General features: G+C 45.2%; 20 protein-coding genes and 1 pseudogene. 8 read left to right on the plus strand and 13 right to left on the minus strand.

Annotation, left to right across the window (positions count from 1 at the left end):
- Positions 1-26 precede the first annotated feature (26 nt).
- Positions 27-182 carry a DUF3012 domain-containing protein gene (locus tag vsple_RS17200; RefSeq protein ID WP_150868545.1) on the plus strand — a complete coding sequence of 52 codons (156 nt, stop codon included), beginning with the start codon at positions 27-29 and terminating at the stop codon, positions 180-182.
- Between the two features lie 196 nt (positions 183-378).
- On the opposite strand, the gene phnE (vsple_RS17205) is transcribed toward vsple_RS17200, so the two are convergent.
- From phnE (vsple_RS17205) to vsple_RS17235, 7 genes are all read right to left on the minus strand, one after another.
- Complete coding sequence (gene phnE, locus vsple_RS17205) at positions 379-1182, minus strand: phosphonate ABC transporter, permease protein PhnE (RefSeq protein WP_032553432.1); 804 nt, start codon at positions 1180-1182, stop codon at positions 379-381.
- Positions 1182-1988, minus strand: coding sequence for a phosphonate ABC transporter, permease protein PhnE (gene phnE / locus vsple_RS17210; protein ID WP_261883996.1), 807 nt, complete (start codon positions 1986-1988; stop codon positions 1182-1184). The genes phnE (vsple_RS17205) and phnE (vsple_RS17210) overlap by 1 nt, the downstream gene beginning before the upstream one ends.
- Positions 1976-2746, minus strand: a complete 771-nt coding sequence (gene phnC, locus vsple_RS17215; protein ID WP_152470206.1) for a phosphonate ABC transporter ATP-binding protein — start codon at positions 2744-2746, stop codon at positions 1976-1978. The genes phnE (vsple_RS17210) and phnC overlap by 13 nt, the downstream gene beginning before the upstream one ends.
- Positions 2747-2851: 105 nt before the next feature.
- A complete protein-coding gene (gene phnD / locus vsple_RS17220; protein ID WP_261883997.1) occupies positions 2852-3892 on the minus strand; it encodes a phosphate/phosphite/phosphonate ABC transporter substrate-binding protein in 1041 nt (346 codons plus the stop codon).
- 280 nt (positions 3893-4172) lie between these two features.
- A complete protein-coding gene (locus tag vsple_RS17225) occupies positions 4173-5393 on the minus strand; it encodes a glycerophosphodiester phosphodiesterase family protein (RefSeq protein WP_255232423.1) in 1221 nt (406 codons plus the stop codon).
- Positions 5394-5697: 304 nt separating this feature from the next.
- Positions 5698-7050 carry a sigma-54-dependent transcriptional regulator gene (locus vsple_RS17230; protein ID WP_261883998.1) on the minus strand — a complete coding sequence of 451 codons (1353 nt, stop codon included), beginning with the start codon at positions 7048-7050 and terminating at the stop codon, positions 5698-5700.
- Entirely contained in the window at positions 7047-8957 is a 1911-nt protein-coding gene (locus vsple_RS17235) for a sensor histidine kinase (RefSeq protein WP_420833818.1), read from the minus strand. Before vsple_RS17235 ends, vsple_RS17230 begins: the two co-directional genes overlap by 4 nt.
- Before the next feature lie 470 nt (positions 8958-9427).
- On the opposite strand from vsple_RS17235, the pseudogene vsple_RS17240 reads away from it, so the two are divergent.
- Positions 9428-11489 (plus strand): annotated as a pseudogene (locus tag vsple_RS17240) (alpha-amylase family glycosyl hydrolase).
- A 156-nt stretch (positions 11490-11645) separates the two neighbouring features.
- Here the strand turns inward: vsple_RS17240 and vsple_RS17245 are convergent.
- Entirely contained in the window at positions 11646-12488 is an 843-nt protein-coding gene (locus tag vsple_RS17245) for an SGNH/GDSL hydrolase family protein (RefSeq protein WP_261884000.1), read from the minus strand.
- A 98-nt stretch (positions 12489-12586) separates the two neighbouring features.
- A complete protein-coding gene (locus vsple_RS17250; protein WP_255232420.1) occupies positions 12587-13099 on the minus strand; it encodes an RNA methyltransferase in 513 nt (170 codons plus the stop codon).
- Positions 13100-13448: 349 nt separating this feature from the next.
- Here vsple_RS17250 and vsple_RS17255 point away from each other — a divergent pair, with 349 nt between their 5' ends.
- Complete coding sequence (locus tag vsple_RS17255) at positions 13449-15110, plus strand: methyl-accepting chemotaxis protein (protein ID WP_261884001.1); 1662 nt, start codon at positions 13449-13451, stop codon at positions 15108-15110.
- A gap of 131 nt (positions 15111-15241) precedes the next feature.
- On the opposite strand, the gene vsple_RS17260 is transcribed toward vsple_RS17255, so the two are convergent.
- Complete coding sequence (locus vsple_RS17260; protein ID WP_255232418.1) at positions 15242-16111, minus strand: LysR family transcriptional regulator; 870 nt, start codon at positions 16109-16111, stop codon at positions 15242-15244.
- 274 nt (positions 16112-16385) lie between these two features.
- Between vsple_RS17260 and vsple_RS17265 the strand changes: the two genes are divergently transcribed.
- Together vsple_RS17265 and vsple_RS17270 are read left to right on the plus strand one after the other, a co-directional pair.
- Positions 16386-16733, plus strand: coding sequence for a DUF3316 domain-containing protein (locus vsple_RS17265; RefSeq protein WP_255232417.1), 348 nt, complete (start codon positions 16386-16388; stop codon positions 16731-16733).
- 411 nt (positions 16734-17144) lie between these two features.
- Positions 17145-17573: a DUF3010 family protein gene (locus vsple_RS17270; RefSeq protein ID WP_255232415.1), complete on the plus strand. Its 429-nt coding sequence runs from the start codon at positions 17145-17147 to the stop codon at positions 17571-17573.
- A gap of 96 nt (positions 17574-17669) precedes the next feature.
- On the opposite strand, the gene vsple_RS17275 is transcribed toward vsple_RS17270, so the two are convergent.
- Positions 17670-18572 carry a DMT family transporter gene (locus vsple_RS17275; RefSeq protein ID WP_261884002.1) on the minus strand — a complete coding sequence of 301 codons (903 nt, stop codon included), beginning with the start codon at positions 18570-18572 and terminating at the stop codon, positions 17670-17672.
- A 118-nt stretch (positions 18573-18690) separates the two neighbouring features.
- Between vsple_RS17275 and vsple_RS17280 the strand changes: the two genes are divergently transcribed.
- Complete coding sequence (locus tag vsple_RS17280) at positions 18691-20115, plus strand: aminotransferase-like domain-containing protein (protein WP_261884003.1); 1425 nt, start codon at positions 18691-18693, stop codon at positions 20113-20115.
- A gap of 132 nt (positions 20116-20247) precedes the next feature.
- Here vsple_RS17280 and vsple_RS17285 read toward each other — a convergent pair whose 3' ends face one another.
- Positions 20248-22227, minus strand: a complete 1980-nt coding sequence (locus tag vsple_RS17285; protein WP_261884004.1) for a methyl-accepting chemotaxis protein — start codon at positions 22225-22227, stop codon at positions 20248-20250.
- Positions 22228-22567: 340 nt separating this feature from the next.
- On the opposite strand from vsple_RS17285, the gene vsple_RS17290 reads away from it, so the two are divergent.
- Positions 22568-22741 (plus strand): hypothetical protein, encoded by a 174-nt coding sequence (locus vsple_RS17290; protein WP_255232411.1) that lies wholly within the window; start codon positions 22568-22570, stop codon positions 22739-22741.
- Positions 22742-22832: 91 nt separating this feature from the next.
- Positions 22833-23420: a TetR/AcrR family transcriptional regulator gene (locus vsple_RS17295; protein ID WP_261883175.1), complete on the plus strand. Its 588-nt coding sequence runs from the start codon at positions 22833-22835 to the stop codon at positions 23418-23420.
- Here vsple_RS17295 and vsple_RS17300 read toward each other — a convergent pair.
- Entirely contained in the window at positions 23413-24939 is a 1527-nt protein-coding gene (locus vsple_RS17300; RefSeq protein ID WP_261883176.1) for a putative bifunctional diguanylate cyclase/phosphodiesterase, read from the minus strand. The genes vsple_RS17295 and vsple_RS17300 overlap by 8 nt on opposite strands.
- Between the last annotated feature and the right edge of the window lie 14 nt (positions 24940-24953).

Raw genomic sequence — 24953 nt, forward strand, 5'->3', positions numbered from 1 at the left:
GAGCAATGCAATAAAGGATGTTTATGATGAAAAAAATCGCACTTGTACTTTTCTTAGCAAGCCAACTGATGGCCTGTACAGAGGTCGGCAGTGAAGCTTGGTGTACCGATATGAAAGAGAAACCAAAAGGCGACTGGACCGCAAACGAAGCCGGAGACTTTGCTAAGCACTGCGTATTCTAGTCCATACAACCAAGATAACCACTTATAGGAAAGCTTATCGCGCTCGATTAAATCCATCTGTGCTGAACTGATGCGCTGAGAATGAATCTAAAAAAACGCCCCTAGGAAGACCGAGACTCCTAGGGTCGTTTGAGCTTCAAAAAAAACTAGACAAAGCTCTCAATCATCACACAGTTTTACTTGGGGGAATATGTGATTAAATCAGTTTGTTACGAATATGAATCACCACTGCTTCCGCGATGATCACGACCGCAAAAATGCTCACCAGTACCATTGATACCTTCTGCCACTCAAATAAGTTTTGAGCATCATTCAGTACCACACCAATACCACCGGCACCAACTAAGCCAAGTACGGCAGATTCACGAACGTTAATATCCCAACGGAACAGAACAATCGAGTAGAAAGCGGGCATGACTTGTGGCCAATAACCTTTTAGTAAAACACTCATCCAAGACGCGCCAGTTGCACGTAAGGCTTCAATTGGCCCCATGTTCACTTCGGCAATGGCTTCCGCTAACAGCTTCCCTACAAAGCCTACACTGCGGACGGCAATTGCCATAATGCCTGCAAGAACACCGGGGCCAAACAGGGCGATGAATAGCAGAGCCCAAACCAGTGAGTTCACTGAGCGTGAAGACACTAGAAAGAACTGAGCAATCCAATTCAAGCTTTTGTTTGGCGTAATATTTGGCGCATTCAACAGCGCTAAAGGTATCGCAAAAATAAGAGTAAACAGCGTGCCGAGCGTTGCGATGTGCAGCGTCTCGATCATCGCGTCATGAATGGTGGTTGGATAAAACCCATAATCCATCGGCAGCATGCGTTGGAACATATCCGCAAACTGCGCAGGCGCGTCATACAAAAACTCAGGAATCACTTCCACTGTTTGCCAAGACCACACAATCGCGCTCACCAAACTCAGATAAATGGCAAATCGAGCGATGCGTTCATTAGGAGTAAATCGCTGCCACTCTCTATCAATAGATGCTGTTGTCATCAGAAAATTCTCCTAACGATGTTGGAAAGAAACTCACCTACAAGAATCAAAGCGATAATGGTGATCAAAATAGCCGCTACAAAGTCGTAATCGAAGCGCTGGAATGCCGAGAACAGTGTGCCACCCAGACCACCCGCACCAACGATACCAACCATGGTCGAGTTACGTAGGTTCGAGTCGAGCTGGTAGCTAGCAAAGCCAATAAAGCGAGTGAACACTTGCGGCATTACCGCATACAGAATCACACTCACAAAGCTTGCCCCAGTCGCTTTAATGGCTTCGACTGGTTTGAAAGAGATCTCTTCAATTGCTTCTGCAAACAACTTGGCAATGAAGCCAATGGAAGCGAAGACCAGGGTCAAGATCCCTGCGAGAGCACCGAAACCCACCGCTTTTACGAATAGAATCGCAATGATGACTGGGTGAAAAGAGCGACATAGCGCGATAAAGCCGCGAATTGGCGTTGATACAATCGATGGCATCATGTTTCTCGCAGCTAACAAGCCCAAGAATAGAGAAATAACGATGCCGAAGAAGCTCGAAATAATCGCTATCTGCAAGCTCTCTGCCAACCCACTTAACAGTAAGTTAGTGCGTGAAAAATCGGGCGGAAACATGCGCGATAGTAAACGCTCACTCTCGCCAAAACCGATAATTAGTCGGTCAAAGGTCAAACCCAAGGTCGAAAAGCTATAGAAAAGATAAGCGACGATCGCCACGACAATCGCACGGTTTGTCCACGATGCCTTAAAAGGGTTCTGATATTGATTCTGCGAAGTCGATGAGTTTGTGGTTAGTCCAGCCATGACTCACCTCCGTAGATGATCTTAAGGTCATCTTCTGAGATACCTTCAGGGCTGCCATCGTAATGCACCTTGCCATTACACATACCGATGATGCGTTTCGCATAACGCTTCGCTAGGCTCACATCGTGAATGTTAACCAGTACAGGGATATTTTTCTGCTGTGCGAAGGTTTCCATCAATTCCATGATTTCTACCGCTGTTTTAGGGTCAAGAGATGACGTTGGTTCATCAGCCAATAAGATGTATGGGTCTTGCATAACAGCACGAGCGATACCCACACGCTGTCTTTGACCACCAGATAAGCTGTCTGCACGCTGATTAGCGAAATCTTGAAGGCCAACAAATTCTAGTAGTTCGAAGGCTTTTGCAAGATCCTGTGAAGAGTAGTTACGACGCCACGCATTCCAAGCCGTCATATAACCTAAGCGGCCACTCAATACGTTCTCAATAACAGTCAATCGCTCTACTAGGTTGTACTCTTGAAAAACCATACCGATGTGACGACGCTGTTTACGCAACGCTTGTCCCTGCAGTTTTGTCAGGTCAGAACCATCAAAGATAATCTCACCTTTACTTGGATCATTTAGACGGTTGATGCAACGAAGCAGTGTACTTTTACCCGTACCTGATGGGCCAATGATGGCGATGATCCCAGGTTCATCGATATCGATGTTAATTCCTTTAAGGATCGGCTTTCCTGCTACGTATTCGTGATACAGGTCGTTGATCTTAATTCCGTCATAGCTAGCTACGGCCATACTGCGTTTCCTTGTGCAAATTTAAAATGAGCGATGCCCTACCCGTGAGGGCATCGACTTAAAACAACTTATTCAGCGAATAAGTGAAAAGGGTATTAGAGAGAGTTACTGACTGTTTGCTTGTTTCGCGAGCTCAGCTGCTTTTTTCTTCGCGCGTTTCGCCGCATCTTTTTCCGCAAGCTTTTTCAGACCCGCTTTGGTGTAAGCAGTACCGGTTGCATGAGCAATGTCACGAATCACGCCCCATTCTTCTTTGTAAGAGATAGGAGAGAAACGATCAGCGCCTTTGAATGCTGCGCTCATTTCCGGTGTAAAACGATAGCTAAAGAAAGCTTCGTTAATCTTGTCAACAAGCTCTGGTTTCAGGTTGTAAGCGTAGCCAAATGCTGATGTTGGGAAACGTGGGCTGCGGTAGATAATTTTAAGCTCAGACGCATCCACACGCCCTGCTGCAACCATGCGGTCGTAAACATCCGATGCGACAGGTGCTGCATCGTAGTCTCCGTTGTATACACCCAAAATAGATTGGTCATGCTTGCCCGAGTAAAGCACCTTGTAGTCTTGGTCTGGTACTAAGCCTTTTGCAGGGAAAAGTGCACGTGGTGCAAGGTTGCCAGAGTTTGATGACGCAGAAGTATGCGCAACCTTTTTGCCTTTCAGATCAGCCATCGTCTTGATGCCACTATCTTTACGCACGATAGTGATTAGGTTGTAACCTTGGAAGCCTGACTCATCGCCCTTCACTGCGATTGGTACATAACCCGCTAGGTTAACCGCGTAGCCCGTAGGACCTGTTGAGAAACCCGCAACGTGAAGACGACCAGAGCGCATAGCTTCCACTTGTGCAGAGTTTGAGTGCACTGTGTAGTAAATTACGCGCTTGCCTGTGATCTTACTTAGGTGCGCTTGGAAATCAGCAAATGCATCTTTATACAAAGCTGGGTCTTCTACGGGAGTGTAGGTAAACACGAGCGTACTCGGGTCGTTCCACTCATCTGGATTTTTAGGCGAGTCAGCCACTAAATCTTGGTTTTCATCACAGTATCGATCGTCTAGCACACCACGGTTAGAGCAGTCGTTTGCCATAGCCATTGAAGGAAGTAGTAGGGAGCTAGCGATTAACAGTCCTTTAACACTGATTTTCATATTCAAACCTTACTTTTACTTTTTGTTGAGGGTCGAACCTCTTATTGCACCCTTTGTGCCAATTATTATTTTATTTATTTTCAACAACTTAAAACAAACCTCATTTTAAGTGATTAGATTTGAGTCATTTGTGTCCAAGCTATTAATATGAATTTGGGTCACTTTTGTCCCACAGTTATCAAGCCAAAAAAAGAGCCCGAAGGCTCTTAATAAACAGATTGAAATTGTCCAATCATAGAGACAGGCAGCTCACTTCATACCGCCCATCTCACCAGTTCACTTAGGCTTTTGGTGCCATGCAGTTAGCGTAGTACGTCGTTGTCGCAGGCCAGTCACTGAATACACCTAACACTTCAACGTCTTGCGCTAGTACGTCTAGCATCTTCATCATATCGCCATCGTTGTTGATGCCTTGCTTAACGCTTTGGTAATACCAACCACCGCCTTGTGTCAGTGGACCTGAACGCTCAAGTGTCCAAGCAATGATGTCTAAGTCAGCTTGCTTCGCCAGTTTAGCGTAGTCAGACGCAACGATTTGGTTGTCTTTATCAAGCTCAACTAGAGCAAACAACGGCGGTGCGATGATGTTTACACCCGCTTTTTGTAGCTCTTTCATGTTCTCAATCGAAGCGACAAAGTCCGCTTGCTCATACACTCGATCGTCTAGATACACCGCTTGTTCACCAAACTTAGGGTTTTCTTTGATCCAGTATTTAACGTCATCCAAGTTGAATGATTGTAGGTAGGCTTCAGACGCATCAAAACCAGCAGCCTTGACTTCATCCACCAACTTTTGAGCGTACATCTCTTGGCTAAAGCCATTGAATGGCATCTCTACCGCTGCGGATTTCAGCTCTGGTGTCACCTTCACGCCATGTTGCTTGAACAGCGCAGCACTCTCAGCATGAGTCATCAAGGTACCACTTTGACTATAAAGATCAGTTCTCCAACCAGGCGTGCCATTCATGTACTCTTCAACCGTGGTTGCTTTAGGGTTCGCACCGTCCATTTTCCCTTTAAGAGTCTTAAACTCCGCCAAGGTAAAGTCCGTTGTGCGACACTCCACCTGAGCGTCTTCACCCGTGGCAGGGTTAGCTGGTTTAAATGGGACCGTACATTTCTTCGCAAGCTCTGGGTGAGCCAACACGTCCGTCGTGGTGTGCAAATCGTTTTGTGAGTGGCGGCAGACAAGCTCTTTGTCTTTGGTAAAGGTCACATCACATTCCAAGATGCCAGCACCCATTTGAATCGCAGCGAGATAAGACTCTTTAGTATGTTCTGGGAACTGCATTGGCGCACCACGGTGACCAATAGAGAAGTCACTGCGCTGGAAAGGCCCTTCACTACAACTCAATAGCTTAGTTTTCAGCGGTCCTTCGTCCATATTGTTGATTAAAAAGAGGGGACGAGGCCCAAGGTTGGCAGACTCTTGTGCTGCCCATGCTGTCATCGAACTCACGCCGAGTATTAAAGCAATTGAACCTTTCAGAATTTGCTTCATGTTTGTATCTCCTTGCAACAAGCAATTATTTTTTACTTTCCTTAATTTGGCCATTCAGTCTCCACCTTTAACGCTCCCGCTCATCAATAAATGATACGGATGCAATTCGGAGACTGATAGCCTGCTTGCGGCTTTAAGCCGCAATGGTTTAGTGCAGACATTGTGCCAAATGTTAAAATCCTTGTATTACAAACACTTGAAGTAGATATTAATTTATAGATTCATTAAATGGGTCATTACTGTCTTATCAGTTTTATCCCATTTCACACTGACTATATTTGGAACGAACTATGTTTGGAACGAACTATATTTTGAAACTCTCTTTATCAAGCTGATGCTTTTTCATCTTTCGATACAAGGTTTTACGGGGTAAGTTAAGCTTGTTAGACACATCGTTGATGTTACCAGCGCTCTCTATCAAAGCTTCTGTCAACACATTGCGTTCGTACTGCTCCATCTGCTTTTCAAAGGCAAACTCACCACCGGTCGATTCACAGCTTGGTGATTGCAAATCGAAACCATCACCCACAATACCGAGTACGAAACGGTCCGCGACATTGCGCAGCTCGCGTACGTTTCCCGGCCACTCATGTCGACACAACTGCTGGATCTGCTCAGGATAAATTGTCGATGGACGCGTCTTGTATTTGTGACTAGCCTGAACAACAAAGTGTCGAAACAGCAGTTGAATGTCCTCTTTACGATGGCGCAGGGCTGGCAGATTCAGACTAGCGATATTCAAGCGATAGAAAAGATCGGCTCTAAACTCACCCGACTCACTCAGGCTAGCGAGATCGGCTTTGCTTGCCGCAACCACAACAATATCAACAGGGATCAGTTCATTGCCGCCAACACGCTCAATGATTCGCTCCTGAACCACTCGCAGCAATTTGATTTGCACCGCGATAGGCATACTTTCGATTTCATCAAGGAATAGGGTTCCACCACTCGCCTGCTCTATTTTGCCAATGCGTTTTTTATTGGCACTGGTGAACGAGCCTGCTTCGTGGCCAAACAGTTCACTCTCAATGATGCTCTCTGTCATACCGCCACAGTTAATCGCTACAAACGGTTTGGCTTTTCGTCGGCTAAATTGATGAAGCGCCCTTGCTATCACCTCTTTACCAGTACCCGTTTCACCATTAATTATGGTATCCACACCTGTGTGTGCTAAAGCGAGAACCTGTTTGCGAATACTCTCCATGCCCTTTGATTGACCGATAACGACAGACTCAATTGGTAAATCACTCTCTTCACTCTCACCCGAGGTTTGAGAGCTGCTGCTCTGACATTGCGCTAGCGCGAGATTGAGCTTCTCGACCAACTCACTGGTATCTAATGGTTTTTCTAAGAAATCAAACGCACCCAGCTTCATCGCTTCAATCGCCATAGGTATGTCACCGTGACCACTCATCAATAACACTTGTACGTTTGGTGCTCGGTGTTGAATCGCACTGACTAAACTCAACCCATCGATTTTCGGCATTCGAACATCACTCAACACCACAGACTGGCTGCTTCCCTTCAACGACTTAAGTGCCAAATTAGGGTCGGTGTAACTAGTGACATTGAAACCCTCGAGTTCAAGCATTTCACTCACTGCTTCGACAACGTCCAGTTCGTCATCAATCAAAATAATGTGGTTGTCTTGGGTCATGAGTGTGTGCCTTTTGGTAGAGTGACGATGAAAGTTGTACCTTGGTGTTCTTGAGATTCCACGTGAATCGAGCCACCAAAGTCTTTTATGATGTTGTAAGCAATGGACAAACCAAGTCCGAGCCCTTTTCCAGAGCTTTTTCGTGAATAAAATGGGTCAAACAAGTGCGGGAGATCCTCTTGAGGAATACCTAAACCGTTGTCTTTGACTGATACTTCAATGGTCTCGGAGTGCTCAGAGGTAGAAATGATCAACCTGGGTTGTGCTTTGTGCTCGATAGCATCTAACGCATTGCTGATCAGATTCACCAATACTTGTTCTAAACGGATACTATTGGCTCGAACCAACAATGCCCGATTCGGTGAATACTCAATGTTTACCCCGCTTTGGCGAGTTTCAAACAAGTCAATCGCATCGCTAATCACATCGTTCAGTACAACACTGGTTAGCTTGCCATCGCTCTTGCGCGAAAATGCTTTCAGGTGACGGGTAATCGCTGCGACTTTCTCTAGTAATGTCTCGATCTTCTGCAGGTTGTTCACCGCCTTATCTGGGCGCTCTTTTTCCAGCCACAACTGCGCACTGTGAACATGACTATTTACTGCAGTCAGAGGTTGATTGATTTCATGTGTAATGCCGACACTCAACTGCCCCAAAGCCGCAAGCTTACCTGCTTGAATCAGCTCATCTTGGGTCACGCGCAATTTCTCTTCAGCAATAGTACGCTCGATAACCTCAGCTTCGAGCTTACGATTGGTCTGTTTCACAACTTTAGCGGTAGTTTGGAACACTCTTAAATACTTGGCCATTTGCGTCACTTCATCGCGACCGCGAATCGCAACTTCGGTATCCAGATGCCCAGTAGAGATAGCGAACATGTTGTCTTTTAGCTGCAAGAGGCGCTCTAAAACACTCTTTCGTACATAGAACCAAGATATCGCTGCTGCTGCTAATACGCTAAACAAGGATAGAAACAGAGACAGTCGCTGATTTGAAAGTAGAGACTGCTGCGCCTGTTGAATAGATTGATCGATATTGCCATTCACCTTACTAGTGTGGCTTTCAATTTGAACCGTAAGCTGTTTAAGGTGCTCTCGACTATTTTGTAGGAAATACATCTCTTGATAGCGGTGATCAAGCGCTTTATTTTTTAGCTTGTACAGAGTGCTCGTGCTAGACGCCAAGTTATAAATCACCATCAACTGCTCATCCAGCTCAGGAAACTCTCGTCTTAGACCGCCACTCGCCCAAATTCCCCACCACTCTTCACCAATCTGCTCTAGACGGTATCCGGTGTAGTCCAGCTCATTAAAACTTGAATCGTTATATAACTTCTCGACCAAGCCCAATTGGTAATAGAGCAGTGCTTTTAATTGGGCGAAATCTATTTGCCTTTTACTCGATTGAGGGAGTTGATCAAGGGCGTCGCTGGCTTGTTGGAGCAATGGATAGAAACCTTCTAACAGGTTACGTAACTCTTTATTGAGCTGTTGCGACTCTATTTCACTCTGATAGAGCAAGCTCAAGCTATTGTGAACTTGTGAGATCAGATCTTTAAAATAAGAGTGGTAGTCGGGAAATTGAACCATGATGCCTTTCATCTCTGAAATGGCTTGTTCAATTTTGAGCATCGCCTGTTCACGCTCTAGATTGGATTCAGCGCCACTGATTTGGGAAGAGGTTGTAATGACCTCTCTGACTCTGTCATTCAGGCGAGCGGCATTATCGAGCGCAGGGATCTCTTGCTCTTTAAGTTCAACAAGACGTTGATTGAGAATATCAAAAGTGACGCTAGAAAAGGCCGAAAGGAAAATCGTCGTCATCGACAGCATCGCCAACGCCAACACCAAACGCAGTTCAATGCCTTTCCAATTGAACCACCTTCGACGTGAAAACTTCGCCCGCAACGTGGGTTCAAAGCTATATTCATCGTCTACAAATTGGGAAGAATCACTACTCACATTCTTTACTCTTCTTGTCGAACATTTCACAGTAAGTGTCAATGATTCAAAGAGTTAGGATGTTAAATAAGCCACGCCAACCAAGCGTATTGTTTTAGAGAAACAATGAAATCGCCTACAATCATTAACATTTCACATAAAACACCATAACAATTCTTTTATAAAGTACAGACTGTGCATTTTGCGATAACAGAAAGTGACCTCGTAGACAGAACCAAAATTGTGTTAGGCCGAGGGTTATTTGAAAAGCGTTCCAACAAACTATTTTTACTCAACTGCATACCTTTTATCAGTGAATAATTTTGCACCAAATCATATTCTGGGCAGTGAAATGTAAATTTATTGTGACTGAGATCTCTCAGCCCTTTTTCTCATCCTCAGCCCTTTGATTTATGGATGATTTGCCTCTGTTTCACTTGGTCAATAATGAAGCAAAACACAATAATAAGGACTTGAACGTGAAACGCACCCTAACTACGACGGCTTTAGCGGTTTCTTTCGCACTCTTAGCTGGATGCCAGTCTACAACCGAGACCTCTGAGCAGGTCGACCTCAATGCCTACCAATGTCAAACCACACACAGCGCAGAAATCAACGACCTGCGTATCTACCAAGTAATGGTCGAAAGCTTTGTGAATGGCGATGACTCTATCGGTCACGGTACCGGTTACGGCACTAGCCACCATAAAGGCGATATTCAGGGCATCATCGACTCACTCGATTACATTCAATCGCTGGGAATGAATGGTATTTGGCTAACACCTATCTTCAATTCTGAGCCTGTTGCAGGACAAGACCACTGGGCAGATAGACTCGATGCAACGGGCTACTTCGCCACTGACTATTTCAGTATCGACCCACGATTCGGTACGTTAGAGCAAGCTAAACAGCTAGTAGAAGAGGCGCACGCTCGCGGCTTATACGTATTCTTTGATGGCGTATTCGGTCACCACAAAGGTAATGTTGCGCCTTCACCTACTGGTAAACTACCACAAGGCGAAAACAACCCTGTCGCTTACCCAGAGAGTTTAGAGTTCTACAAAGAGGTCGCGACCTACTGGATCAAGGAGCTTAAGATTGATGGTTGGCGTCTTGACCAAGCGTATCAAGTACCAAAAGACGCATGGGCGGAAATTCGTGAGAGTGTCGATGTCGCTTCTGCAGAAGTTGAATACGTAAACTCAGAGGGTGAAACCGTTAATCCACTGGGTTACATGGTTGCTGAGATTTGGGCGGGAGAAAACCGCATTATCGAAACAGGCTATGGTACTAACAGCTCTCCGGCACTCTGCTCAGCGTTTGACTTCCCTGTGCGTTACCGCTTAACAGAGACGCTTGCTGTAAACGAAGCCGGCGTTGGTGGCAAAGGCGGTGAGTGGCTAGCAGAAGGCATGTCATTACACTCACTTTACCCAGACCACGCAAAACCAAACCTTATGATTGGTAACCACGACTTAGTGCGCTTTTGGTGACTTACTGCAACGTGGCGATATCGCTTCACCAGAAGATGATGAATACTGGCAACGATACAAAGCAGCTTTCTCATTCCAAGCCGCTTACACAGGCCCAATCACCACTTACTACGGTGACGAGATTGGTGACCAGTTAGATGGATTTGCTGACAAAGTATGGGAAGATTGTGCTATTCCTGGACTGTGTGACGACCACGTAGCCCGTACCAGCGGTAAAGTGGAAGGGGTAACAGCTGACCTTAATGCCCGCGAACAAGATCTCAAGCAGTATGTGACAACTCTGATGACACTTCGCCAGGACCACCCGGCACTGTCTCAAGGTAAGCGAACTCACCTACTTGCTAACGAATCAGTTTACGTCGACCACAAAGGTGCCGGCAACGAAGCGCTCATCTATGCCATTAACGTCACTGACAAAGCATACACGCTAGAGCTCACTAAGAAACAATCTGGCTCTGACGCTGGACTGAGCGACCTGCTTACTCAAGACAAAATCGCCGCATCCGGTGACAGCTACCAAATTGAGCTAGCACCATTTGAAGGTCGATTCTTGAGCGTAGATAAACCAAGTTCTGCAGGGCCTGTCGCTGCGGCGATGGCGAGCGCGCCAGTCTCTGGCCAAGGCTTTATGGCTCAGTGTGATAACCCTGTCATATCTGAAGCGGGCCCAGTAAGCAGCAAGCTATACGTTGTAGGCAACTTCGCAGACTCTGGCTGGAAACACAAAGAAGGCAGAGCCTTTACCTACCGCGGTGACAATACCTATCAAGTTGTGACTAAAGAGAAACCAGGCAGTTACCGCATGCAATATGCGTCTAAATCTTGGTCTCCGCAGTACACAGCTGATGGTCTGAATATCAAACTTGGTCAAGAGACGGCACTAACCAAAGGCGGCTATGGTAAAGATACCGCTGTTACCATCCGTGACGGTGGTAAGTATGTTTGGAGCTTGAAGTTTGACGATGCAGGTAAGCCACTGCAAGTTATGGCTTCAAAGTGTCCCTAGTCTCAACAACAAGCATCGACGACACGTATTAGCGCCTATTTAGTCGGCTAATCACTGGCTAGTAACGCTGATTAAACGAATCGGCTAACTCAAATATGGTTCCCCGCCATAATGAGTTAGCCGATTTTTTCTGTGCTAAATATTAAGGCTTTCTGCTTAATCGCTGGATAATGATTGATGTACAACCGGTATAAGTAGGCTCGACCATTGTTGATAAGCTTTAGCATTCAGGTGCAGGTCATCGCAGCTGAAATCATCCAATAGCACGCCATTGGGCGCCAAAACTTCATTCACATCTAAGAACTGAACCCGATTCTCATGACAATAGCTTTTCAGCAGACTGTTCAGTTCTTCAACTTGAGTATTCAAACCTTGAAGGCTTTCTCCAACAAAAAGCGTTGATTGAACAACGACCTTAATCCCTTGCTTGAGCCATGTGTCTACGATCTCGACATAGTTTGTGAAAGCTTGATCGACAGAGTAGCCTTGAGCGAGGTCGTTGATACCCGCCATAAAGCAGATCAACTTGGGATTCACGTTCAAGGTCGTGTCTATTCGTCTTAGCATGCCAGCGGTTGTATCTCCGGCTAAACCTCGATTCACCATAGATACGTCTCGGAAGATATCAGCCCAAGGTGCCCACTCCGTAATCGAGTCTCCAAATACCACCAAATCCGCTTGGGGTGCAAAATGACGGTGGTTATCCGACGTCAATACATAGCGGCTCATACTGTGTCCTCGCTGTTGAATTTCAGATTGTCTAATCACGGCTTCCAAGATCACAGCATCCGGTGTTTGGTCGTCAAACTGCGCCAAAACCTTTTCAATATGCGGTTTCAAAGGGCTTAACTGAGTATCGAGTGCGTGTTGGCCTTTGAGTGAAGCGAGTTTTTCAAGCAATGAGTATAAGGTCCCTCTGTGCTCGAGGGATTGATAGAGCGAATAGAGGTCAAGGACAGGTTGGTTTTTTAAAGCCGTAAGAAGTTTTTCATCTTCCATGTGTTATCTAGCCTTTCATCGGAGAAGAGTGTGACCACATCATACCCGCTAAGAAATCACTTAGATAACACATGAATCAACAACAGCTCGAGTTGTTGCTATTTTTCTTTCACTAGAAGGTGATTGCGGTTATCTCGGCTCTTTTTAATAAGTTCGTTGCTTTCGTCCATATCATCAGACTTAGCCAATCTATCGTAAAGAAGTACATTCACCGTTGCCGCTAAGTTCATACAACCAACCGTCGGTACATACACAACATGATCAGCGCGATCTGCAACCTCTTGAGAAATCGAACCGTCTTCTGGACCAAAAATGTAGATCGCGTTCTCTGGGTGTTGGAACCTTGGTAGAGGCGTCGCGCCTTCTGCTAGTTCAACACACACAATCTTTGTCTCTGGGTCAAGGTCATCGAGAAATGAATCCACCCCGACCAGTGGAATATTGCGAGTTGCACTCTTGGTATCGGTATGAAACTTGGCCGCCTTTTCATAACGTTGCCCCGTGTACTTAACCTCATCCACTTGATAACACCCCGCTGCACGCATCACAGCGCCCACATTGGTTGGGCTTTTGGGGTTAGTTAAACCAATCGTTACCTGGCCTTTCTTCATGAATGTACTCACTTAAATCAATAACAACGTGACTGGATTGCCACAGAGCGCCGCATTCTAGCAAAGCATTCAAGCTATCAAAAGTTCTGACACACTCCTCTTCGTTCTCCTGCTCTCAATTATGTTGAGTCGATTACTCACTTATTCAGCCAAAAGTTAACCGCTGTCAAATTTATCGAACAAAACTATGCGAACGTAACGTTTAGACGAATGGCGCATTTACATTTTTTAAACAGGCAAATAATGTAAATCAACATGTGGCATTTTTTGAGCAGCATGCCGAAAATTTCATCTGTTCAACCGGTCCTGTGACCCAATAAAAATAATATCTCTGCAGTAGGAAGTCTTTATGAGTCTAACCATCAGAAACCGCCTCTATATTTTGTCTTTTATCCCTCTCCTGTTTATGACGATCGGAATGATCTATGTAAGCTATCTAAAGACAACCGAACTTACCGCTGAACAGGTCAACTCGACTCGTACCAACATGATGGAGATGAAACAGAAAGAACTGAAGTCTTATCTACAAATGGCGAAGTCGTCAATTACACCATTCCTAGAGCGAGGTGCCACACTAGAAGAAGCCCTACCTACTTTGCGTCAGCTAGAGTATGGAGAGTCAGGCTACATCTTCGGTTACGACTCTAAAGGCGTGCGTGTGGTGGTTGGTCAAAGTACCGATGGTATCGGAAAAAGTTACTTCAACCTGCAAGACAAAAAAGGCAACTACCTGATTCAGGATCTGATCAAGAATTCGAAGGTCGGCAAATTCACTACTTACTACTTTCCTAAGTTAGGTGAGACCGAAGCGCTACCAAAACTGAGTTACTCGATCTTCATTCCGCAGTGGGATTTAATGCTAGGTACGGGGTTTTATACCGATGACATTGATGCAGTTATCGCTGAGATGGAAGCAAGTTCAAACCAAGCATTGCAGAGCACGATCACTGCGATCAGCCTGTTCTGTGGCCTGATCGCACTGATCGTTGCAGTTTTCGCTGTTGGTATAAATCGCACCATTATGAAGCCAATCGAGCAGCTGGATCGTTCAATTAGCTCGTTTGCAAGCGGTGAGGCTGATCTGACAGCTCGTATGGAATCGTTTCGTGCACCAGAATTTGCCCTCCTTAGCGACAACTTCAATGCGTTTGTTGCGAGCCTTCAAACCATTATTCGTAGCGTGAGTGATGTTGGCCAGCAAGTGGTGAACGAGACCAATAGCATGTCAGCTCGTGCCGCTCAAGTCGATGAACTGGCAAACGGTCAACGTGAAGAGACTGAACAAGTTGCTACCGCGATGACAGAAATGACAACCACGGCTCAAGAGATCTCAAGTAACGCGAGCCAAGCGGCGAATTCTGCGAAGCAGGCAGAAAACAACGCACGTGAAGCGCAAGAGATTGTAAATGCCGCGGCGGAGTCTGTGGCTGGCTTAGCCTCTGAGGTATCAGAAGCGAACACTGTCGTATCTCAACTTGAGGGGGATGTACAAAACATCTCATCTTCTCTAGCGGTTATCCAAGACATTGCGGAACAAACTAACCTACTGGCATTGAACGCGGCTATCGAGGCGGCGCGTGCAGGTGAACAAGGGCGCGGCTTTGCGGTGGTTGCCGACGAAGTTCGTAAACTCGCAAGCAGAACTCAAGAGAGCACTGGTGAAATCCACACCATGATCGAACAATTAAAAGCGGCCTCTGATGCGGCTGTCAAAGCAATGGATTCTAGTCAAAATCGCAGCGCTCAAACAGTAGAAGAAGCGAACGCAGCCGCTGAAGCGCTGGCGCGTATTCAGGAGTCAATTGATACCATCATGGACATGAACTCTCTTATCGCCACTGCAACCGAAGAGCAAAATATAGTCGGCCAAGAAATATCACAACGCGTAGTGGTTATCTCTGATTCAAGCTCTCAGTCAGCAACATTAGCCAATGAAAACCGCACGGGTAGCCAAAACTTGAACGATCGTGCGAACGAGCTGTACCACCTAGTCGACCGATTTACTGTTTAGTCTGCTATTTAAATGCGCCCTTATTCAGCTGGATAAGGGCCTTCACCCTTCACCCTCGCGACACCATCACTCAAACCAGCCGTACATTCAAACCAAACGTCTTTTTTCAAGGCATGGAAACCCGTGTTAAATTAATCTAGGTTATCAGCGAGAAAGTCCACCAGCAGGCGAACTTTAGAAGAGAGGTTACGGTTTTGAGGATAGAGCGCCCAGATCCCCTCTTTGTCATCTCGGAAATCCGACAACACTTCCACCAGTTCTCCCGACTCTAGATCATCGCTGACATAGTATTCAGGTAGCTGCACTAAACCAATGCTCTGTTTCGCGGCATCAAGAAGTGCTAAACCGCTATTGCATTTAATTCGCCCATTAACTCGTACCGATCTCGGTTGACCATTTTCTTTAAATCGCCAGTGCTCAAACCCACCAACCAAACACTGGTGATTGGCAAGCTCTGACAAAGTATGTGGTTCACCATAACGTTCAATGTACTTCGGACTTGCACAGACATAGAGCTGCCTCTGAGACAGGCGCTTTGCAACTAGACTCGAATCTTCCAGTCGACCTAAGCGAATCGCCACATCTACCCCCGAATCGATAAGATCTAACTTTTGATTGGTGAGCATTAACTCGAGCTCAACTTGAGGGTACTGAGTCAGAAACTGATGCAGCAAAGGCGCAAGCTGGCGCTCACCATAAGTGACAGGAGCCGTAACTTTCAGCAGACCTTTGGGTGTCGATTGCATCTGGGTTACTGCAAGCTCTGCTAGCTCCAGTCCCTCTACCAACTGCTTGCATTGTTGATAGTAGAGCTGCCCTGCTTCGGTAAGAGACACTTTACGTGTCGTGCGATTCAATAATTTAACGGCTAGTCGCTCTTCCAAGCTGGCGACACGACGGCTAATTTGTGCAACAGAGGTCGATAGTTTATTAGCAGCACCGGTAAAGCTTTCTCGCTCGGCCACCGCGACAAATTCACTGACTCCTTCCCAATTCGCCATACCACACCTGTCTATTTAAAATAATCTGTTTACTAAGGTCTGTTTAGTCTATTGAATTACCCCATTTAAGTCATCTTGATTCATGTATCAACACGATTGAAACTCCACTATTAAGTCGTCTATGTATTGCTTAGACACTCCTCTGACATTCACTAACAAGCCTTACTTTTATCTTACAAATACAGCAATTTCCCTGACACTTCTTACGTCACTTCATTGTTATCTTGGTTGTGCACCGAAACATTGATGTTCATAAACAAAGTAAGGTATTCCTATGAAGAAATTAATCGTACTTGCATCAACACTTGTTCTAAGCACAACAGCGTTTGCAGCAACTAAAACAGCAGTTCTAGAGACAACGCTCAAGTCAGATACATTTGTTACTGAAGCGGAAGCATACGATGCAGGAGCTAACCTTATGGAAGAGTTAAGCACTAAGAGTTCTTTTGAACTTTCAAGAGAGCTGCCTCAGTTTAGAAACACGACTAAATACGATTCGTTTAAGATTGATGATGCCAATATGGAAGTGAAGAAGATCACCAATATGAGTGGTGATGTGCATTATCAAGCGGCGATCACCGTCGACTATCGTTACACCTATAAAGACGGTCGCAGCAGTTAATCTTGCTTGAGGCTAAACAGAAAAGCCCGCATTTACTGAAAAAGTAAGTGCGGGCTTTTGGCTTTAGACCTTCATAACAGATCGCTTAGTCTTTTATCGATAGACTCTCAGCAATGCGTTCAACGTTTTGGTTCACTTCTTCAAACACGTGGAATTGCTGAGAAGCTGCAGTTGGAAAGATTGTTTGTTCTCGCATGTTCTTTCACCGTACAATCCACGTCTTGCAAGTCGATAGATGCTATGAATTTGTGAGGTCTATCTCATGGCAAACGTTACCCTAAAACTGTTTGGTTTCAATTCAACCAGATATGAATAATTACCCGAAATAACACCGCCTAATTCCTGCAATAAGCTGGTGATATTAAGCGAATCAACCCATAATGTACGACTGATAAATCGATAGGTAAAAACATGAAAATTTGTGGCGTTGAAATCAAAGGTAATGATGCGATCATTTGTCTACTTTCTCTTTCAGATGGTGTATTCAACATCCCTGATTGCCGCGTTTCTAAAGTCGCGATTAGCGATGCAAATGACACGCAAAAAATGAAAGATTTCCAGTTCTCTTTCGCCAAACTGATGGAAGATTACCAAGTTGAGAAGGTGGTAATTCGCCAACGTCAAACTAAAGGCAAATTCGCCGGAGGCGGTCACGGCTTCAAACTAGAAGCCGCTATCCAACTGATTGATGGCTTAGATGTAGAAGTTGTAGCACCAGCAACAATCAAAGAGAGCCTAAAGCACAACCCACTGATGATGAAGTTCAAAGAGACTGGACTAAAACAGTACCAAGAAGCGCCATTCACAACCGCTTACGCTTGCTTAATGAACAAAGCGTAACGCAGGCCTCTTAGAGATTTTCCATTGAAACTAAAAGAGCCCTCGAAGGGCTCTTTTGTTTAAGAAATACTATCCACTCTTTTCTGGTGACTTTCTCTAAAGTCTAACTTGTACTTTTCTCTTAAAGCCCAACGAGAGATTTGGCTTTTTCACCACTAAATAAACCGCGATAGCTGCCAGCGCAAAGCCTAACGCACCATAAAAATCAAAAGACTCACCAAACATCAACCAAGCTTGAATGGCCGTTGTAGGAGGTACAAGGTAAAACACAGAAGCAACACTCGATGCTGCCCCGTGTTCCACCATGTAGAGCAACAGCAAAATCGCCACACAAGACAACACGACGACTAGCCAAACCAAGGTTAATGAAAATTCTATTGTCCAGTCGACCTGCATACTCTCAAAACTCATCGCATAGGGCACAAACAAAATGGCCGCTGCGAAATACTGCACCATCGCACTGCCCACCATATCCACCCCTTGGCAGAAACGTTTCTGGTATAGAGTACCGAAGGTAATCCCTATCAAAGCGAGAATACACAATAATACTGCTTCCATTTTGTGCGCATCTGACTGCCATTCGATGTTCCCCATCAGTACCAAACTAATACCAGAGAAGCCGAGTGCTAACCCTACCCATTGAGCCCGATTAAAACGCTCCACAGTGAAAGTTACAATCATGATGGCGGTGAGTATTGGCTGTAAACCAACCAAAAGTGCGCTCAAACCAGCGGGCATGCCCATATCAATCGCCAAATAAGTCCCACCAAGATAGAAGCCATGTATCAGTATGCCAACCACACAACTATGAAAAAAGGCACTACCTCGAGGCACTTTACGTTTGAGTGTCGCAATCAGAAGCACGAACAAGAGGACATTGGCGATCATACGTAGAGACAACAAGGTCGCAGGTTCCGCATATTGCAAACCAAACCGTGCACCGACGAAACCTGACGACCATAAAACGACGAAAACAAAGGGAATAAATTTAATCAACATGACAAAACTCTGGTCAACTATTCAACAATACTGTTACCTTAGTTGGGTACAGATGTAGATTAAAGATACAGTTTTAATGTTTTAGATGGTTACAGATTTTGCGCTCAGGGGGCAATAGGTGGGTATCAACAAATACTTGGCAGTGGAACAACACATTAAGAATCAGATCGAAGGGGGGATTTTACATGTTCATGATCGCCTACCTTCCATTCGACAGCTGAGTACACATCTCAATATGAGCAAAAACACGGTCATTCGAGCCTACCAAGAGCTTGAAGCCACGGGGCTCATCTACTCTGTACCAAAATCTGGTTATCGAGTGCAGGAGATCGCACTCTCTGCCTCCGAAAAAAGTAGCCGCCCACAAAAGGTGGATCTGTTATCAGTCACTCGCTCCGTGCTGTCACGCCCAGATGGAAAACTTAAACTCCTCACGGGCTCAGCACACCCGAATGTCAATAACTCGGCAATACGAAGCCTGTATGCCGAAATAGGCCGACATAGTCGTATTCAAGCTCAGTTACCCGGTTATTACCAGCTCCCTCCAGGCGATGATCAGTTGGTGAAACAGCTCCTCAAGATCACTCAAGACATTGGAGTACCAGCCAGTGCCAATGAAATAGCCATCACGCATGGTGCTCAACAAGCGATCAGCCTCGCACTGAGAGCATTAACCGAACCCGGTGATATCGTAGCACTCGAGTCTCCCTGTTATTTTGGCAACCTACTGCTGCTGGAGTCATTAGGGCTCAAGGCGCTGGAGATCCCAAGCAGCGTTCATTCAGGCATTGATATCAATGCCCTGCAAGATGCGATCGAGAAATGGCCGGTTAAAGCGGTATTAGTAACGCCTAATTTCACCAACCCAACGGGCTCTCGAATGCCTTTAAACAATAGAAAGGCACTGCTAGAAGTTACGAAGCAGCTGCCGATCATTGAAGACGATGTGTTTGGCAGTCTAGCCTATGATTCACCACTGCCAAGTCTAAAAGAACTCGATCAAGAGGGGCGCGTTATCTACGTAAATTCACTATCGAAAACGCTCGATTCGAGATTGCGTATCGGTTGGTTGCTCTCAGGGAGGTATCAGCCACAGATCGAAAAGTTTCTTCTGTGTGACAACATGGGCAGCTCAAACCTGATGCAATCTGCGGTTGGGCAGTTCTTAACCTCAGGCCGATATCGCAGCCATATTGCGAAAATGAAGCGCCTTTATCAAACCAATCATAAACAGTTTCACACAGCGCTCAGTGAATCATTAAACCAATACCCACAACTAAAAGGACGCTATCACTTATCCCGTGCGGAAGGGTCGTTTCTGGTTTGGCTCACCCTGCCCGACTCCTTCGACAGTTATACGCTCTATTTAGACTGCTTGGAGCATAAGCTAGGCATTCTACCGGGAACAGTATTCGGTACACATGAGCAATATAAACATTGTGTTCGATTCAGTGTTGCCAACCTAGAAGAGACCAAAGAGTGGCGAGAAGGCATTGAGATGTTGGCGAGATTGATAGCCAAACAGCTTACGTTATCGCGCTAAGGCAACTGGCGGTTATCAATTATAACGCTACTTTGATACTAGAATGCAGGCCCGCGAGACTTAACGAATCGCGAGACTTAACGAATCGCGGGCCTTTTCTTTATCCATATATACTATTGTTTCTTGCAACACCTATCGCTTAAACACGTTAGACAACGTCTTAAGCGTAGACGCTAATTGTGCTTGTTCACGAGCCGTCACTGCTATCTGTGTTGCCCCTGTGGTTGATTCTGTCGATTTCTGCTCCACAGAGATAACATTTTTCGCGATGTCCTGCGTGACGACCGCTTGCTCTTCAGTAGCCGTTGCGATCTGCTCGGCCATACTGAAGATTTCACCGACTGAATCGGAGATGCTTTGCAGGCTTTGCTCTACATCACGCGAATCTTCTACGGCTTTTTGCGACATCTTTTGACTGTTATCAATAACATCAAATGCGCTTTGAACATCGGTTTGCAGGGCCGTTACGAAGCCTTCGATCTCAGCTGTCGACTCTTGAGTGCGCTGCGCTAGTGTTCTTACTTCATCCGCTACGACTGCAAAACCACGCCCTTGCTCACCTGCTCGAGCCGCCTCTATCGCTGCATTCAGTGCTAATAGGTTAGTTTGCTCAGCCACCGATTTGATCACATCAATGACGCTGTTGATGTTACTGCTGCTCTCATTAAGATGTGCGATCTTGTCGGCTAAGCCATTAATCTCATTCGCTAGATGCTCGATGGAATGATATGAGTGTTGAACCGTCTCTAATCCAATCTTAGCTTGCTGGTCAGCCATTTGCGCTGAAGTCGCCGTTTGCTGAGTTTTGTCTGCCACTTCATTTACTGTTGCTGACAACTCTTCCGTTGCCGTTGCGATTAGACCAATTTGATCTTGTTGCTCGACCAATGCATGAGAATTGTAATCACAAGTCTGCGATGTCTCTTCTGCCGCAGAAGCCAACGACATACTTGAGTGAGACAACTGATCCATCACATCTTTAAACTTCTCTAAAGTCGAATTCAAAGACGCGGCAATTTGGCCAAGCTCACTGCTTCCTTCATATTGAGCGCGCACTGTTAGATCGTTGCTATCGCGAACACTTGCCATCACCGACGTTAAATTAGTGACTCGCGTTGTTAGGTCTCTCACCACTTTGATACCGACAAACAGTGCAACTATAGATACAACGACAAACAGCGCAATACTAAATAGCATCTGTGTTTGTGCTTGTTGTGTTTTATTCGCTGTAAGATTGATCAACGAATCAGCAAGATGGTTTTCTGTCTTTTTGAGTTTAACGATACGACCTGTGGACTGAGCAAACCAATACACCGGGTCCGTATTGAAGCCGCTCATGGTCGATTTCGCCACTTCTCTCAAGCGTGTTACTTCATCCACTGCTTTATCATTAAGCTGCTGTTCGAAGAAAGCCACATTTGCGGGTGTGCTGAGCTCTCTAAAGTTGGAGAAATAAGTATCTTGCTGCGTCACTAGTGAGATGAACTTCACCAACATGCCTTCACCAAACTCATCTTTCGAAAAAGTATTGCTCAATACGGCGCGCTCGATACCAGCTCTCTCTTTCCCTTGAAGGAAGTTGTAGTAAGCGATGGTCTCACGAGTAATGACCGAATCACTACTTAACTCAGCGATCAAAGAAGACACACTCAATAACTTAGCGTTAAGCTGAGTGTAGTAAGCAAGCGCCTGCCCTAAAGGGATTGTTTGAGCATCAACCTGACGACGAATGTCTGTAATCTGGTTGAGTCCTTGAGAGATCGTTTGATTGAGTTGCGTGATCTCTGGCAATTCCACGTCTTGCGATTGCCAAAAGTTGTTGCGAGCAGAGCGTTTTTGATTGGTTAAATTACGTTGATCGCTCAGCTCTTTGCCAAACTTAGTCCCTTTTGCTCCCAAGAAGCCAGCAGTCATACCACGCTCTTTCTGAAGCTCGTGTACCAGTTCACTGTACACAACCGAAAGGCGAGTCAGTTGGTTAAGGGTCTGCATCTCTTGGGATGTATGAATGCTTTGCGATATGGCTGTAGCACTGAGCCACAAAAACCCGAGTATGGGTAAAATAAGTAGGGCAAATATTTTTTGCTTGAACGACATGTCCGTTAGTTTCATAAACCTTTCCTAGCAGCTGACAAATCTCTATATCCCGACTGTGGCACACTTCTTACTTGGTACACCTTTACCGAGATCATCTAATTGTCAAATTAAACAATAAATATGCCATCCTGAGATAACAGTGTTCAAAATAACATCTAAGCACATAAAATATAGGGCTTTATTACGTTTCCAGAAGCTAGACACTACCCAATAAGTCTAGAAGTGACATAGAACATAATCAGTATATGCCCAAATAGACAACAAGTTGCACCTTGCCAGTGCATATTGCGGTAAAAAGCCGTATGGGTATAATGCGCCGCTGAAAAAATTGATGAACTAAAAGTGAGGTAAGCATATGAACTGTCCTTCTTGTGAAGAGCATGTGGGTTGGGATTGGATTGAAGATGAAGCCATTGAGCCTAATGAAGAGTTCGAGTGCCCGGAGTGCAGCGAAACCTTGATGTACACCATAGATGAAGGCACCTACTACGGTGCAGAACACAAAACGGTTGAAGTGGTGGATAGCTAACAGCCACTGCTCCGGCTCGTGAGGTCCTTTACTCTCACGCCGACCATGCTTAAAATGTTGAACACGTGTTCAAAGTCTTTAAGGTTACCCAATGGCAAATACAGCGAAATTCGATAGACAAGAAGTGATCGACAAAGCCACCAATCTCTATTGGGAAAAAGGCTTTCACGCCACATCAATGCGTAACCTGCAAGATGTGATCGACATGCGACCAGGCAGTATCTACGCTACCTTCGGTAGTAAAGAGGGTCTGTTTAAAGAGACACTAGCTCGCTATACCGAATTGGGTAAAAAGAACCTAGCGCGTGCTCGTGAAGAAAACAGCTCCCCGCTTAAAGCACTAGAGAGCTTTGTACGACGGGTTGTCGTCGAATCAAAACAGAGTGCTCCTAATGGCATGTGTATGCTTGCCAAAACTGTCGCAGAGCTGACCAACGAGCACCAAGAGTTACTGGATGAAGCAAAGAAGTGCCTAGTGATCATGGAAGGTGAGTTTGCCAAACTGGTTGTAGAAGCGCAGCAACTTGGCGAAGTAGAGCAAAGCCGCGATGCCAAACAGCTTGCTCGCCATGTACAGGTACAAATTGCAGGCTTGCGTACTTACGCAAAAACGTGCGATGACTTAGATCTGCTCAATAGCATGGTGGAAGATATTTTTAAGCATCACCCGTTCAAATAAAGTCGTTATAGATTGGCTCTACAAGGTCAGATTCTGTTTCAGAGATGATACTTTCTTTTAGCTGTTTAGACGGCATAGGATAACCAAGATAATAACCTTGGGCTTGTTCGCAGTTTAACGTTTTTAAAATTGACAACTGTTGGGCATTCTCAACCCCTTCTGCCACCACATGAATGCCAAACCCACGAGCTATATCAATGATCCCAGATGTAATGGTTCGTGAACGATAATCATCTTCTAACCCATTGATATAGCTGCGATCAATTTTAATCTCATCAACTTCTAACTTGCTGAATATACCAAAAGAGGTGTAACCAACACCAAAGTCATCTATCGAAAATGATACCCCATGTTTTTTCAATTTTTGAACTGCGGTAGCACACTGATCGATATCTTTTAGAATCGCGGTTTCAGTGATTTCAAGACAAAGTAGGCGAGCAAACTCGGCATCATTGCGTAGATAATTATCCAGATAGTCCATGTCATCTACGCTATTTAATTCAACCGCTGAAATATTGACCGAAATACTCTTCAGAACATTCCCAAGCAAACCACAAGCTCTGAGTTGTTCCGCCGTTTTCTCTAGAACTAACGTCGTTAAATCTCGACAAAAATTATTCTCTTCTGCTAACGCGATAAAAATGTCTGGTGAAACGACACCATAACGTTCATGCGTCCAACGGGATAGCACTTCCACACCTACGACAAGCCTACTTTCAATGTGATATTTCGGCTGAAACACAATATCAATCGCTTTTTCATCAATCGCTTTACGTAGCTCTTGCACCATTTCTTGACGTTGGCGTTCAAGCTCTGTGAGTTGAGGATTATGAAACTCAATTGCATTTTTGCTTTTTTTTGCTTGAGTTAAGGCGTGAGTCGCTGATGCCATTAGTTGTTTTGCATTATGGCCATCCGAAGGAAATAGAGCGGCGCCGATACAGCAAGTTGCGTTGCTATTATAACGATAGGCGCATTGATTGAATCTACGATGTACGAGAGCAATGTAGGATTCAATATCTTCTTTGTTATTGAGTTTGACTAGACACGCAAAACCATCAGAGTGTACTCGAGACGAAAGCGGCAGATGCTCTACAGGAAGCTCAATGGATCGTGCGATATCTTTTAAAAACAAATTGGTATTTTCAAAACCAATCTGATCTGCGACAGATTTAAAGTTATCAATGTCGAGTAAGAAGAGGACATAGTGGTCAGTGGCCTGGGAAGTTTTCAGCCTTTTGTTTAGATATCGATAAAAAACTGATGGGCTGTGCAGTCCAGTTACACTATCAAGGTCATTGGCTCTCTCTATATCACGATTATTTTTCCGCACCATTATCCACAATAAAGTGGAAGTCAGAATGATAAAAACAAGACCTTTAATTGTCTGTGCCAACGCATGTTCTTGTAAGTCACTTGATAGCAACTCAACCGCAAGATCAGAGAAAAAGACCCATAATGATGACAGTATTAAGTAACTGAACACTATATTTGTAGGATATCGTTTTATTTTATTCATCGTTAGTTGCTGTT

This window comes from Vibrio pelagius, assembly GCF_024347575.1.
Classification (GTDB): Bacteria; Pseudomonadota; Gammaproteobacteria; order Enterobacterales; family Vibrionaceae; genus Vibrio; species Vibrio pelagius.

Excerpts from the sequence above, each read along its gene's own strand:
- vsple_RS17290 (WP_255232411.1), top strand. The coding sequence starts at position 22,568 with ATGAACTGTCCTTCTTGTGAAGAGCATGTGGGTTGGGATTGGATTGAA.
- vsple_RS17245 (WP_261884000.1), bottom strand. The coding sequence starts at position 12,488 with ATGGAAGATGAAAAACTTCTTACGGCTTTAAAAAACCAACCTGTCCTT.
- vsple_RS17275 (WP_261884002.1), bottom strand. The coding sequence starts at position 18,572 with ATGTTGATTAAATTTATTCCCTTTGTTTTCGTCGTTTTATGGTCGTCA.
- phnE (WP_032553432.1), bottom strand. The coding sequence starts at position 1,182 with ATGACAACAGCATCTATTGATAGAGAGTGGCAGCGATTTACTCCTAAT.
- vsple_RS17260 (WP_255232418.1), bottom strand. The coding sequence starts at position 16,111 with ATGGCGAATTGGGAAGGAGTCAGTGAATTTGTCGCGGTGGCCGAGCGA.
- phnE (WP_261883996.1), bottom strand. The coding sequence starts at position 1,988 with ATGGCTGGACTAACCACAAACTCATCGACTTCGCAGAATCAATATCAG.
- vsple_RS17270 (WP_255232415.1), top strand. The coding sequence starts at position 17,145 with ATGAAAATTTGTGGCGTTGAAATCAAAGGTAATGATGCGATCATTTGT.
- phnC (WP_152470206.1), bottom strand. The coding sequence starts at position 2,746 with ATGGCCGTAGCTAGCTATGACGGAATTAAGATCAACGACCTGTATCAC.
- vsple_RS17285 (WP_261884004.1), bottom strand. The coding sequence starts at position 22,227 with ATGAAACTAACGGACATGTCGTTCAAGCAAAAAATATTTGCCCTACTT.
- vsple_RS17255 (WP_261884001.1), top strand. The coding sequence starts at position 13,449 with ATGAGTCTAACCATCAGAAACCGCCTCTATATTTTGTCTTTTATCCCT.
- vsple_RS17200 (WP_150868545.1), top strand. The coding sequence starts at position 27 with ATGAAAAAAATCGCACTTGTACTTTTCTTAGCAAGCCAACTGATGGCC.
- vsple_RS17265 (WP_255232417.1), top strand. The coding sequence starts at position 16,386 with ATGAAGAAATTAATCGTACTTGCATCAACACTTGTTCTAAGCACAACA.
- vsple_RS17230 (WP_261883998.1), bottom strand. The coding sequence starts at position 7,050 with ATGACCCAAGACAACCACATTATTTTGATTGATGACGAACTGGACGTT.
- vsple_RS17300 (WP_261883176.1), bottom strand. The coding sequence starts at position 24,939 with ATGAATAAAATAAAACGATATCCTACAAATATAGTGTTCAGTTACTTA.
- phnD (WP_261883997.1), bottom strand. The coding sequence starts at position 3,892 with ATGAAAATCAGTGTTAAAGGACTGTTAATCGCTAGCTCCCTACTACTT.
- vsple_RS17250 (WP_255232420.1), bottom strand. The coding sequence starts at position 13,099 with ATGAAGAAAGGCCAGGTAACGATTGGTTTAACTAACCCCAAAAGCCCA.
- vsple_RS17225 (WP_255232423.1), bottom strand. The coding sequence starts at position 5,393 with ATGAAGCAAATTCTGAAAGGTTCAATTGCTTTAATACTCGGCGTGAGT.
- vsple_RS17295 (WP_261883175.1), top strand. The coding sequence starts at position 22,833 with ATGGCAAATACAGCGAAATTCGATAGACAAGAAGTGATCGACAAAGCC.